Below are 12,991 nucleotides of genomic sequence, written 5' to 3' on the forward strand. Positions count from 1 at the left end.
GAATAGTCCCTTATAGGGACAGAGCAAGCCACCCGCTAAGCGGGTGGTCTTGACTTTAAGAATTTGTAAGTTGCCATTTTATCGCTTTTGTATATATTTTTCCAAAAGATTAAGCACTGCATACAGTCCCATGGCAATAATACACAGGATCATAATGGACATAAGAACCCAGGTGAGTTTAAAAGTCTGGCTTCCATAGATGATAAGATATCCGAGACCTTTTCTGGCACCGATGAACTCGCCGATGATAACACCCACCAGACAGAGACCAATGTTTACTTTCATAACACTGATGATCAGAGGAAGGGAAGCTGGCAGAATGATTTTTGTCAGTTTTTCTTTTTTGTGGCCTCCCAGAGTTTCAATCAGTTTTAGTTTTTCCGGATCTGCCTGGCAGAAACCGGAGTACAGATTAATAACAGAACCAAAGATAGCCACGGACATGCCGGCAACTACAATGGTTCGCTCATTGGCACCCAGCCATACAATCAGAAGAGGTGCAAGGGCAGATTTCGGGAGACTGTTCAGTACCACAAGGTAAGGCTCCAGGATTCTGGAAGTCTTTGGAGAACACCAGAGAAGAATGGCAGTTCCCACGCCCAGGATTACAACAAAAAAGAAACTGACAAGAGTTTCTGTCAGAGTAACTCCAATATGGGAAAACAGAGACTGATCCCTGCACATGGAAAGAAAGGTTTTTCCGATGAGGGAAGGGCTGCTGAAAATAAAGGAATCAATCCATCCGCATCTGGCAGACATTTCCCAGAGTCCCATAAACAGGACAAAGAGAAGAATTCGTGCTGTGAAGATCAGACGTTTTTCTTTTTTATACTGTAAAAGATATTGTTTCTGATGTCTGGAAATTTCAGGCATTTTCGTTGAGCTCCTTCCATATGAGATTAAAATATTTTTTAAAATCCGGAGCATTTCGGGAAGAAAGCGGAGTACGGTTATTGATATTCAGATGGATGTCAACAATTTTCTGTACAGTGGCAGGGCGGGGAGAAAGAATCAGTACCCGGTCTGCCATGCTGATGGCCTCGGAGATATCGTGAGTAACCAGAATTGCAGGTTTGCCGGAATTTCGGAGAATTTTTCCAATGTCATCACTGACATTTAAGCGGGTCTGATAATCCAGCGCGGAAAATGGTTCGTCCAGAAGCAGAAGTTCCGGTTTCAACACAAGGGTCCGGATCAGGGCGGCACGTTGCCGCATACCGCCGGAAAGCTGAGAGGGCCTGGCATCCCGGAAACGGTCAAGACCATATATCCGGAGAAGTTCTTCGGCATGAGAAAGTTTTTCGGGAGTGAGTTCTTTACGGATTTCAAGGCCAAGGAGAATATTTTTGTAAATACTGCGCCACTCCAGAAGATGATCTTTCTGAAGCATGTATCCTACAGCGGTACTGCCGGCAGATACCGGCTTTTCATCCAGAGTAATGGAACCACATTCCGGGGCGAGAAGGCCGGCGATCAGATTGAGAAGTGTAGATTTGCCGCAGCCGGAGGGTCCTACAATGGACAGAAATTCGCCGGGCATCAGGTCAAAGGATATATGAGAAAGGGCAGGTGTCTCACCGGACAATGTGTGATAGGAAAGACACACATCCCGTACTTTCAGGATGGGATTCATGGATATTGCCTCCTTTTTGTAGATAATGGTATAATATTATCATATGTCTGAAACATGAGAAGGCGCATGGCAGAAAAGGAGACGCCGGTGCCTGCCGCCAAACAGTCAGAGAGAAAGGAATTACAAACATTGAATAAAAGAAACTACCAGAAAGAGCTTGATAAACTGATCGAAAACATTCAGAAAGAGGGAAAAACGCCCAGACTTTTTCTTCACGCCTGCTGTGCACCCTGTAGCAGCTATGTGATGGAATATCTGTCGCAGTATTTTGAGATCACCATATTTTTTTATAATCCCAATATTGCACCGGCGGAGGAATATGCACACCGCGTGGCTGAGATTCGGCGTCTTATCGGGGAGATGGAGTTTGTCCATCCGGTAACTCTGGTGGAGGGACGGTATGACCCGAAGGAATTTTATGAGATGGCAAAAGGCCTGGAGGATGTTCCGGAAGGAGGAGAGCGGTGCTTTCGGTGTTATCGCCTGCGGATGGAAGAGGCGGCGAAACTGGCGAAAGAGGACGGATATGATTATTTCACTACCACTTTAAGTATCAGTCCTCTGAAAAATGCACAGAAGATCAATGAGATCGGGGAGGAGCTGGCAGAAATCTATAAAGTGCCACATCTGACTTCGGATTTCAAGAAAAAGAATGGCTACAAGCGCTCCATTGAGCTGTCCCACGAGCACGATCTGTACCGGCAGAATTACTGCGGCTGTGTTTTTTCAAAAAGAGAAGCACAGGAAAGAGACAGAAAAAGAGTCCTGGAAAATTCCGGGGATTAAGAAGAAACAATACAGTTTCGTAAAAAGAAACAGGACGGGAAAAAATATCTCCCGTCCTGTATTTAGCATTATGCAAAATCATCAGGGTTATCACATGCTTCCTCATAGACTGCAGCATGGGCATGGGCCATATCCTGATAATAGTTACTGATTGCTTCAAACCAGTTACATATATCATCATTATGCATCAATTCAAGCAGCAGGTACATGAAATTGCAGACAATATAGGAAATCTGGTGGCGTTTGGACGGGGAGAGGCCGTTTACAAAATCATCAACCCGGTCACGGATATCATCTAAAGCATGCATGGATCTTTCCAGATCTGCAAGTAATTTCTTGTACAGAGTTTCATTGAAGTTTGTAAAATCAACATGAAAAACAGTACCTGTGCATAATTTTGAAGAGAAAACATTTTTGTTTTCATCATATACTCTTGCATCTAAAGAATGGTTTTTGTCATATTTGACAATCTTTTTCAGATTTTCGTATAATACGGGTACAAATTTTTGATCTTCCAGCATAGCCAGATAAATATATGGCATATCAGACAACCACCAGTGAAACAGTTTATCTGATATTATGCGATAATTCGGATCCTTCCATATATGAGGACATCCTCGCTTGATATTTTCGGAAATCATGACTTCCGTTGTACCGTCAAACTTAAACACATCTGAAAACAGGGCTTTTAAAATATATGTTACAGCAGCTTCTGAATTTATCATATTTTCATGTGCTGCATCTGAAAGAATACTCATATTAAATACCTCCGGTTTATCCATTTTATCCGTGGGGTTATTATATCAAAAAAATGCTCAGTATAAAATACTTATGGTATGTATAAGTATGAAAAACTTTGCATTTCCATAAAAATATGATACACTAACACAGAAAAGTGCAGACGTCCGGGAGGCGGATCTCATGTCCGCCCGGAGAAGACAGTTCTGCCGCAAAAAAGAAAAGTGAGGAAGAATATTATGGCACAGTTATGGGGAGGCCGTTTTACAAAAGAAACGGACAAGCTGGTTTACAATTTTAACGCATCGATTTCTTTTGACCAGAAGTTTTATAAACAGGATATCTGCGGAAGCAAGGCACATGTTGCCATGCTTGCAAAACAGGGAATCCTGACAGAGGAAGAAAAAGATCAGATCACAGAAGGGCTGGATGGAATCCTTAAAGATGTGGAAGAGGGCAAACTTGAGATCACATCCGAGTACGAGGATATCCACAGTTTCGTGGAGGCAAACCTGATCGACCGTATCGGAGACGCCGGAAAGAAACTCCACACAGGAAGAAGCCGTAATGACCAGGTGGCTCTGGATATGAAACTGTATGTCCGCGACGAGATCGATGAGACAGACAAAGAGCTGAAAGACCTTCTTCTTGCCCTGCAGAAGATCATGGAAGAGAATGTACACACCTACATGCCGGGATTTACCCATCTCCAGAAGGCACAGCCGGTAACTCTGGCTCACCATGTAGGCGCATATTTTGAGATGTTTAGGAGAGACCGTGACAGACTCTTTGATATCCGTAAGAGAATGAACACCTGTCCTCTTGGAGCCGGAGCACTGGCAGGAACCACTTATCCGCTGGACCGTGCTTATACCGCAGAGCTTCTTGGCTTTGACGCACCGACCAGAAACAGCATGGACTCTGTATCAGACAGAGATTATGTGATCGAGCTCTTAAGTGCGTTCTCTACCATTATGATGCATCTGAGCCGTTTTTCCGAGGAGATCATCCTGTGGAACTCCAATGAGTATCGTTTCGTCGAGATCGATGACGCATACAGCACAGGCAGCAGCATCATGCCGCAGAAAAAGAACCCGGATATCGCAGAGCTTGTCCGCGGAAAAACAGGCCGTGTCTATGGTGCACTGACATCTATCCTTACAACTATGAAGGGAATTCCCCTTGCATATAACAAAGACATGCAGGAAGACAAAGAGCTTACGTTCGATGCCATTGATACTGTAAAGGGATGTATCGCCCTGTTTACAGGTATGGTTTCCACCATGCAGTTCAATAAGGCAAATATGGAGGCAAGCGCAAAGAGAGGATTTACAAACGCAACAGATGCCGCAGATTATCTGGTAAACCATGGCGTACCGTTCCGTGATGCCCACGGTATCGTAGGAAGACTGGTTCTTCTCTGCCTGGATAAAGGAATCTCCCTGGATGAGCTTCCACTTTCCGAGTACAAAGAGATCAGCCCTGTTTTTGAGGAGGATATCTACGAGGCGATCAGTATGAAGACCTGTGTGGAGAAACGAGTAACTCTTGGTGCACCGGGACCATCTGTTATGGAGCAGGTGATCGCTCAGAATAAGGAATATCTTGAAAAAAATTAAGATAATGCTTGCATTTTCCGAAAAATTGGTATAGTATTTACAGAAAAGACAAATGTGTGCCATAGAGGGACACAAGATGAGGAGAGTTTTATTATGAGTGAAAAACTTAAAGTCGGCATTTTAGGTGCAACTGGAATGGTTGGTCAGAGATTCATTTCTCTTCTGGAGAATCACCCGTGGTTTGAGGTGGTTACTGTAGCAGCAAGCCCGAGAAGCGCAGGCAAAACCTACGAGGAGGCTGTAGGCGGCAGATGGAAAATGGATACTCCGATGCCGGAGGCAGTAAAGAAACTGGTCGTTATGGATATCCACGAGGTAGAGAAAGTTGCAGCTACTGTTGACTTTGTATTCTCCGCAGTTGATATGACGAAAGAAGAGATCAAGGCAATCGAGGAAGAGTATGCCAAGACAGAGACACCGGTTGTTTCCAACAACAGTGCACACCGCTGGACACCGGATGTTCCGATGGTAGTTCCGGAAATCAACCCGGAGCACTTCGATGTGATCGAGTTCCAGAAGAAACGTCTCGGAACAAAACGCGGATTCGTAGCTGTTAAGCCGAACTGCTCTATCCAGAGCTATGCTCCGGTACTTACCGCATGGAAAGAGTTTGAGCCATACGAAGTAGTAGCTACTACATATCAGGCTATTTCCGGAGCAGGAAAAACATTCAAAGACTGGCCGGAGATGGAGCACAACATCATTCCGTACATCGGCGGTGAGGAAGAGAAGAGCGAGAAAGAGCCGTTAAGACTCTGGGGGAAGATCGAGGACGGTGTGATCGTTCCGGCTACCACACCGGTGATCACATGCCAGTGCGTACGTGTTCCGGTTCTCAACGGACATACAGCAGCTGTATTCGTTAAATTCCGCAAGAAACCGACCAAAGAGCAGCTGATCCAGAAACTGGTAGAGTTCAAGGGACTTCCGCAGGAGCTTGAGCTTCCAAGCGCTCCGAAGCAGTTCATCCAGTATCTTGAGGAGGACAACCGTCCGCAGGTACAGATGGATGTAAACTATGAGAACGGAATGGGAGTATCTGTAGGACGCCTTCGTGAGGATACTGTTTACGATTACAAGTTTATCGGACTTTCTCACAACACTGTAAGAGGTGCTGCAGGCGGAGCTGTTCTCTGTGCAGAGACTCTGAAAGCCAAAGGATATATCCAGGCAAAATAATCTGGTAATTCTTCATAGAGATAAAAAATCAGCAGAAACGGGATATCGGGTTTTCCGGTGTCCTGTTTTTGCGTGTGTGGAAGGAACAAAAAGACATGCGTAAAAAAGTGATCACCACAGTTGTCACGTTTTCTACGACCACAGCTGCCATGAAGATGGAAAAAACGGCGAAGGAAGCAGAATTTCCGGGAAGACTGATCCCGATCCCGTCGGAGATCAGCGCCCAGTGCGGGCTGGCCTGGAAATGTGTGGAACAGTCCGAGGAAGAAGCGGAAGTTTTTCTGAAAGAAAAAGAACTGGCCTGGGATGGCATCTATCGTGTTTTAGCATAAAGTGGATATTGTTTGTTGTATATAACAAAACAGAAATTTTTGGAAATTTTCGCATTTTTATTGTGAAATAAATGGTAAAGTGTTACAATATAACAAGCAGATTTCCGGAAAGCGTGTTACTGTGAACAAAGAAGCAGTAACAAAGTGCCACGCTTGCTAAAAAATATGTGGAGGTGCTATTTATGAACAGGGAGGATGTAGAGAAACTGTCAACCGCTGCGAAAGGTAAGATAGGCTTACTGAACAGCAATTTCGGAAAATACTTTATGCGGGCGATCATGGCCGGATTTTTCATTGATGTGGCGATGATCTACAGTAACGTTGTTGGAAATGTATTTTCCAAGACATTCCCGGAATGGGGAAAATTCCTTGGAGCCCTTGTGTTCTCCATTGCGGTTCTTCTGATCGTAATGGTAGGAGGAGAGCTGTTTACCGGTAACAATCTGGTAATGGCCTTTGGTGCGTATGACAAGAGCGTATCATGGAAAGACGTGGGCAAGGTCTGGGGTATCAGTTACATCGGCAACTTTGTGGGATGCCTGATCCTGGCGCTGATCTTTGTAGGTGCCGGAGCGTCAGGTACAGCAGATTACTTTGCGGGATTTATAAACGGAAAACTCAGTATTCCGGCAGGACAGATGTTTTTCCGCGCGGTGCTCTGTAATTTCTTCGTCTGTCTTGCAGTTCTCTGCGGCATTAAGCTGAAGAGTGAGTCAGGCAAATTCCTGATGATCACGATCTGTATTTCAGGTTTCGTTGTCAGCGGATTTGAGCACTGTATTGCAAATATGGGTATCTTTACAGTTGCATTCTGTATGGTGCCTGGGTTGTCTGTCGGTGCTATGCTTAAGAGCATGGTGATCGTAACATTGGGAAATATGGTTGGCGGAGGCGTGCTTCTGGCATGGCCGCTTAGAAAGATGAGTGCAGATAAATAGTATGGCAAAGGCTTTATACATAGCGGAGAAGCCCAGCGTGGCACAGGAATTTGCGAAGGCTTTGAAGATCAACGGTCAGAGAAAAGACGGATATCTGGAATCAGCAGATTCTGTGGTAACCTGGTGTGTAGGACACCTGGTTACCATGAGTTATCCCGAAAAATATGATATCAAGTATAAAAGGTGGAGTTTTGATACCCTGCCTTTTTTGCCGCGCGAATTTAAGTACGAAGTGATCCCCGGAGTCAAAAAGCAGTTCGAGATCGTAAAAGGACTGCTGAACCGACCGGATGTGGATACCATTTATGTGTGTACCGACTCCGGACGTGAGGGTGAATATATTTACCGTCTGGTAGCCCAGATGGCAGGAGTGAAGGGGAAAGTCCAGAAACGAGTGTGGATCGATTCCCAGACAGAAGAAGAAATTTTAAGAGGGATCCGGGAAGCAAAAGATATCTCGGAGTATGATAATCTGGCAGCGTCTGCCTATCTCCGCGCAAAGGAAGACTATCTTATGGGAATCAATTTTTCCAGGGTGCTGACCTTGCGTTACGGAAGCAGTGTGACCAATTATCTTCATTCCAAATATCAGGCCATTGCGGTGGGCCGTGTAATGACCTGTGTCCTTGGTATGGTGGTGCGTAGAGAGCGGGAGATCCGTGTCTTTGTGAAGACACCGTTTTACCGAGTCTTAAGCAGCATTGCCCTTGCAGGTGAAAGTTTTGACGGTGAGTGGAGGGCTGTGGAAGGCAGCCGGTATTTCCAGTCCCCGTATCTTTATAAAGAAAATGGTTTCAAGAAAAAAGAACATGCCCAGATGCTGATCGATCAGCTGATGGTGAACCAGCCCCTTTCCTGTACCGTGGAGAAAGTGGAGCGAAAAAAAGAAAACAAGAATCCGCCCCTTCTTTTTAACCTGGCGGAGCTTCAGAACGTCTGCTCCAAGCTCTTTAAGATCAGTCCGGATGAAACACTCCGGATCGTGCAGGAGCTTTATGAGAAGAAACTGGTGACGTATCCGAGAACGGATGCCAGAGTGTTGTCTACAGCAGTTGCCAAGGAGATATACAAGAATATTTCCGGCCTTCGAAATTATCAGCAGGCAGGAGCTGCGGCAGCAGAGGTTCTGGGAATGGAATCCTGGAAAAACATAGCGAAGACCAGGTATGTGAATGACAAGCAGATTACAGACCATTATGCCATCATTCCTACCGGCCAGGGGCTGAATGCACTGGGAAGTGTGTCTCTTACCGCACAGAGAGTGTATGAGACGATCGTGCGGAGGTTTTTATGTATTTTTTATCCTCCGGCTGTTTATCAGAAAGTGAGCCTTGTGACGAAACTGGATGGGGAATCATTCTTTTCCTCTTTTAAAGTTCTGAAAGAAGAAGGCTATCTGAAGATCGCCACGAACTCTTTTGCCCGGAAAAAAGCTTCCGACAGTGAGAAAGGCAGCAACGGGGAAGAGGAGGAAGTTTCCTGTGATACCGTGCTTCTGGAGGCGTTGCAGAAGCTGAAAAAGGGTGATATACTTCCTGTGAACGGTTTAAGTATCAAGGAAGGCGAGACTTCGCCGCCCAAACGATACAATTCTGGTTCCATGATCCTTGCCATGGAAAATGCGGGACAGCTGATCGAGGATGAAGAGCTCCGTGCCCAGATCAAGGGAAGCGGGATCGGCACCAGTGCCACCCGTGCGGAGATCCTGAAGAAACTTTTTAACATCAAGTATCTGGCGTTGAATAAGAAAACCCAGGTGATCACGCCCACACTTCTGGGGGAGATGATCTTTGATGTGGTAAACTGTTCTATCCGGCAGCTTCTGAACCCGGAGCTTACGGCAAGCTGGGAAAAAGGCCTCACCTACGTGTCAGAGGGAAGCATCACGGAACAGGAATATATGGACAAACTGGAACATTTTGTGCGGGTACGGACCCAGCAGGTGGAAGCAAGCAATTATCAGTACAACCTGCGGCAGTTCTTTGACGCGGCCGCTGTAAATTACAGGAAGCCGGAGCGTGCTTCCAGACAGGGAGGAAAAAAATCATCATGATGAAAGATTTTACCATCAGCAATATGCTGGATCTGAATGAGACCATCGCAGCAGAGCTTTTTGAAGGAAAGACTTATCCGTGGGAGGTTCTTCCGGAGATCGGAGATTTTATCATTAAACTTGGAAAAACACTGGATCCTTCTGAATATGAGGAGAAAAGTGAAAATGTATGGATCGCAAAATCAGCCACTGTAGCTCCGACTGCAAGTATTACCGGACCGGCTATCATTGGTAAGGATGCAGAGGTACGTCACTGTGCCTTTATCCGTGGTAAGGCCATTGTTGGCGAGGGAGCAGTTGTGGGAAACTCCACAGAGCTTAAGAATGCGGTGCTCTTTAATAAAGTACAGGTTCCGCATTATAATTATGTTGGAGATGCGGTACTTGGATATAAATCCCATATGGGTGCCGGATCAATCTGTTCTAACGTGAAATCAGATAAGAAGCTGGTTGTTGTGAAAGATGGGGATGAAAAGATCGAGACTGGTCTTAAGAAGTTTGGAGCAATGCTGGGAGACCATGTTGAGGTTGGATGCGGTTCCGTGCTGAATCCTGGGACTGTGATTGGACGGAATTCTAATATTTATCCGTTGTCACCGGTAAGGGGATGCGTTCCGGCGGATTCCATTTATAAAAATGCGAAAGAAATTGTGAAGAAAAAATAGTTTTTTTGTTTTTTGAAATAAGTTCTGCTTGGTAAACAGCGGAAGGTTCGAGGAGGGGAAGCACTCACAGTTGCGAAGGCTTCGCAACTTTGAGTGCTTTCTCCCCTCAGAACTCCCCGTTGGAAAAGTGCAGAACTGAAATCCACAAAAACATCCACATGCAACACACCCATCCACATAAGACAATAAGAAAAATAAAACAATTAAGATAGAAACAAAATCTGTCGAAGTATCACCAGTCCCATAATATGGACTGGATAAAACCAGTAAAAGAAATATTTCGCCGCTTTTCCGCGGATAAATCCCCTCTCCCCATTGTACAGGTTAATGGACAGAAAGGCGAAACAGGCTCTCCATTCATAGTAAAGCCAGCAGCTTCCAAGGATCGCCTGTCCGGGCTTATCGTTTCGCATATAGTACATGATCAGGAGAAAAATATATCCCCGCCATCCGTAATCTGCTTTCAGAAAAATGGAAACAACAAGCAGTCCCAGGATACAGAGAAGCTGTATCAAGCGCTTATTCTTAAAATATTCGATGGCACAAAACGCCAAGTATCCCAGGAAAAGCGTGAAAAACACATTCTGTCTTTCATAATGCAGTGTGTTTGTGAACATCAGGTTCCAGGGAATCTCTGAGATCAGAGCAAAAAGAAGGAGATTCCGTCCATAACGGAACCGGCTCCTGGTATGTCGGAAACCTTCCAACAGGAGAAAGCAGAAGATGGGAAAAGCCACTCTACCGATATCGCGGAAAATAAGATACACACTGTATTCTCTTCCAAGAAGCGTAAACAGGACTTTCTGTGCAGGCGGATACATGCTTAAAAGCACAGCTCCGGTATGATCGATCAGCATGGTGATGAGGGCAATTATCTTCAGGGCGCTTCCGCTGAGAATACGGTATTTTTCTGGAAAAACAGAATCCACAGATGCATTCATGAAAAATATACCTCCAGGGTTAAACTTGATAATATATTATCATATACATCGGACAGTTGCCAGAAATATTTGACAGTTAGGCATGCAATACTGCCAGAATAACTTCCAATATTATGCGTTTTATGGCAAAAATTTATCAAATATGACTGGACGAAACAAAGGTTTTGTGAGAAAATAGCCGTAGGGTGTTATCGAACTTTTTTTCTCAATAACATCGGTCAATCTATACTTGAAAGGAGTTTTAAAATGATTTATTCACGCGAAGTAGAAGAAATGTGTCCAGTGGCACAGGGCGTACATCATGGTGCCGCTCCGATCCCGGAAGAAGCAAAATGGGTTCAGGCAAAAGAAGTAAAGGATATCTCCGGATTCACACACGGTGTAGGCTGGTGTGCTCCACAGCAGGGTGCCTGTAAGCTGTCCCTTAACGTAAAAGAGGGAATCATTCAGGAGGCACTTGTTGAGACAATCGGATGTTCAGGAATGACTCATTCTGCTGCTATGGCTGCTGAGATCCTTCCAGGACTTACTGTAATGGAGGCACTGAACACAGACCTTGTATGTGATGCAATCAATACAGCTATGAGAGAGCTTTTCCTTCAGATCGTTTACGGACGTTCCCAGTCTGCATTCTCCGAGGACGGACTTGCAGTAGGAGCTGGTCTTGAGGACCTTGGAAAAGGACTTCGTTCTCAGGTTGGTACAATGTATGGAACTCTGAAAAAAGGACCTCGTTACCTTGAGATGGCTGAGGGTTATGTTACAGGTATCGCTCTTGATGAGGACGATGAGATCATCGGATACCAGTTCGTAAGCCTTGGAAAAATGACTGACTTCATTAAGAAAGGTGATGACCCGAACACAGCATGGGAGAAAGCAAAAGGTCAGTACGGCCGTGTTGCAGATGCTGTTAAGATCATCGACCCAAGAAAAGAGTAATTACACTTCGTAAGGTAAAAATATCAGGAGGTTACAGGAAATGGCTTTATTTGAATCATATGAGAGACGAATTGACAAGATCAATTCTGTTTTAAACAGCTATGGAATCGCTTCTATCGAAGAAGCTGAGAAAATCACTAAAGACGCAGGTCTGAACGTTTACGATCAGATCAAAGGCATTCAGCCGATCTGCTTCGAGAACGCTTGTTGGGCTTACACAGTAGGTGCAGCAATCGCAATCAAAAAAGGCTGCAGAAGAGCCGCTGACGCAGCAGCAGCTATCGGAGAAGGCCTTCAGGCATTCTGTATCCCAGGATCCGTTGCAGACACACGTAAAGTAGGTCTTGGACATGGAAATCTTGGAAAAATGCTTCTTGAGGAAGAGACAGACTGCTTCTGCTTCCTTGCAGGACATGAGTCTTTCGCAGCAGCTGAGGGTGCTATCGGTATCGCCGAGAAAGCAAACAAAGTTCGTAAAAAACCTCTTCGTGTTATCCTGAATGGTCTTGGAAAAGACGCAGCTCAGATCATCTCCCGTATCAACGGCTTTACATATGTAGAGACAGAGTATGATCCATATAAGAACGAGGTTAAAGAAGTATTCCGTAAATCCTATTCAGAGGGACTTCGTGCAAAAGTTAACTGCTACGGCGCTAACAGCGTTCCGGAAGGTGTTGCTATCATGTGGAAAGAGGGCGTTGACGTTTCCATCACAGGAAACTCCACAAACCCGACTCGTTTCCAGCATCCAGTAGCAGGAACATACAAAAAAGAGTGCAACGAGAAAGGTAAAAAATACTTCTCCGTTGCTTCCGGCGGTGGTACAGGACGTACACTTCACCCGGATAACATGGCAGCAGGTCCTGCTTCCTACGGTATGACTGATACACTTGGACGTATGCATTCTGACGCTCAGTTCGCAGGATCTTCTTCCGTACCGGCTCACGTAGAGATGATGGGTCTCATCGGCGCTGGAAACAACCCGATGGTTGGTATGACAGTAGCAGTAGCTGTTTCCGTACAGGAAGCTGCTGACGCTGGAAAGTTCTAATTTCGAATAACGAAAAATATTGGAAAAGGCTGTAAACTCAAGGGTTTGCAGTCTTTTTCTTTTTGTGTGACAGTAAAAATAAACCCCCTGCTATGCAGGGGGAGGGAAGATCTTTAG

13 protein-coding genes are annotated in these 12,991 nt (G+C 45.2%); 9 read left to right on the forward strand and 4 right to left on the reverse strand.

All coding sequences use genetic code 11. The features are described from left to right. Positions 1-78: 78 nt before the first annotated feature. Both G5B06_RS17620 and G5B06_RS17625 read right to left on the reverse strand, forming a co-directional pair. Positions 79-873, reverse strand: a complete 795-nt coding sequence (locus G5B06_RS17620; RefSeq protein WP_021976252.1) for an ABC transporter permease — start codon at positions 871-873, stop codon at positions 79-81. Continuing rightward, positions 866-1,633 carry an ABC transporter ATP-binding protein gene (locus G5B06_RS17625; RefSeq protein WP_021976251.1) on the reverse strand — a complete coding sequence of 256 codons (768 nt, stop codon included), beginning with the start codon at positions 1,631-1,633 and terminating at the stop codon, positions 866-868. The genes G5B06_RS17620 and G5B06_RS17625 overlap by 8 nt, the downstream gene beginning before the upstream one ends. Before the next feature lie 129 nt (positions 1,634-1,762). Between G5B06_RS17625 and G5B06_RS17630 the strand changes: the two genes are divergently transcribed. After that, positions 1,763-2,419, forward strand: coding sequence for an epoxyqueuosine reductase QueH (locus tag G5B06_RS17630; RefSeq protein ID WP_173762595.1), 657 nt, complete (start codon positions 1,763-1,765; stop codon positions 2,417-2,419). A 68-nt stretch (positions 2,420-2,487) separates the two neighbouring features. On the opposite strand, the gene G5B06_RS17635 is transcribed toward G5B06_RS17630, so the two are convergent. Next, positions 2,488-3,177, reverse strand: coding sequence for a hypothetical protein (locus G5B06_RS17635; protein ID WP_173762580.1), 690 nt, complete (start codon positions 3,175-3,177; stop codon positions 2,488-2,490). A gap of 219 nt (positions 3,178-3,396) precedes the next feature. Between G5B06_RS17635 and argH the strand changes: the two genes are divergently transcribed. From argH to G5B06_RS17665, 6 genes are all read left to right on the forward strand, one after another. Continuing rightward, positions 3,397-4,776, forward strand: a complete 1,380-nt coding sequence (gene argH / locus G5B06_RS17640; RefSeq protein WP_021976248.1) for an argininosuccinate lyase — start codon at positions 3,397-3,399, stop codon at positions 4,774-4,776. 93 nt (positions 4,777-4,869) lie between these two features. After that, positions 4,870-5,955, forward strand: a complete 1,086-nt coding sequence (asd, locus tag G5B06_RS17645; protein WP_118062638.1) for an aspartate-semialdehyde dehydrogenase — start codon at positions 4,870-4,872, stop codon at positions 5,953-5,955. 95 nt (positions 5,956-6,050) lie between these two features. Then, entirely contained in the window at positions 6,051-6,287 is a 237-nt protein-coding gene (locus G5B06_RS17650; RefSeq protein ID WP_021975774.1) for a DUF3343 domain-containing protein, read from the forward strand. 182 nt (positions 6,288-6,469) lie between these two features. Beyond that, entirely contained in the window at positions 6,470-7,225 is a 756-nt protein-coding gene (locus tag G5B06_RS17655; RefSeq protein ID WP_173762581.1) for a formate/nitrite transporter family protein, read from the forward strand. A 1-nt stretch (position 7,226) separates the two neighbouring features. Next, complete coding sequence (locus G5B06_RS17660; RefSeq protein ID WP_173762582.1) at positions 7,227-9,278, forward strand: DNA topoisomerase; 2,052 nt, start codon at positions 7,227-7,229, stop codon at positions 9,276-9,278. Next, entirely contained in the window at positions 9,275-9,943 is a 669-nt protein-coding gene (locus G5B06_RS17665; RefSeq protein WP_173762583.1) for a UDP-N-acetylglucosamine pyrophosphorylase, read from the forward strand. The genes G5B06_RS17660 and G5B06_RS17665 overlap by 4 nt, the downstream gene beginning before the upstream one ends. 203 nt (positions 9,944-10,146) lie before the next feature. Here G5B06_RS17665 and G5B06_RS17670 read toward each other — a convergent pair whose 3' ends face one another. Then, positions 10,147-10,884 (reverse strand): TraX family protein, encoded by a 738-nt coding sequence (locus G5B06_RS17670; RefSeq protein ID WP_173762584.1) that lies wholly within the window; start codon positions 10,882-10,884, stop codon positions 10,147-10,149. A 246-nt stretch (positions 10,885-11,130) separates the two neighbouring features. On the opposite strand from G5B06_RS17670, the gene G5B06_RS17675 reads away from it, so the two are divergent. Beyond that, the gene (locus G5B06_RS17675; RefSeq protein ID WP_118071121.1) at positions 11,131-11,823 is read left to right on the forward strand and encodes an iron-sulfur cluster assembly scaffold protein; all 693 of its coding nucleotides are present in this window, start codon (positions 11,131-11,133) and stop codon (positions 11,821-11,823) included. A gap of 40 nt (positions 11,824-11,863) precedes the next feature. Further along, positions 11,864-12,874, forward strand: a complete 1,011-nt coding sequence (locus G5B06_RS17680) for a GGGtGRT protein (protein WP_015525727.1) — start codon at positions 11,864-11,866, stop codon at positions 12,872-12,874. Positions 12,875-12,991: the final 117 nt, after the last annotated feature.

The sequence above is a fragment of the Blautia luti genome, assembly GCF_013304735.1.
Classification (GTDB): Bacteria; Bacillota; Clostridia; order Lachnospirales; family Lachnospiraceae; genus Blautia_A.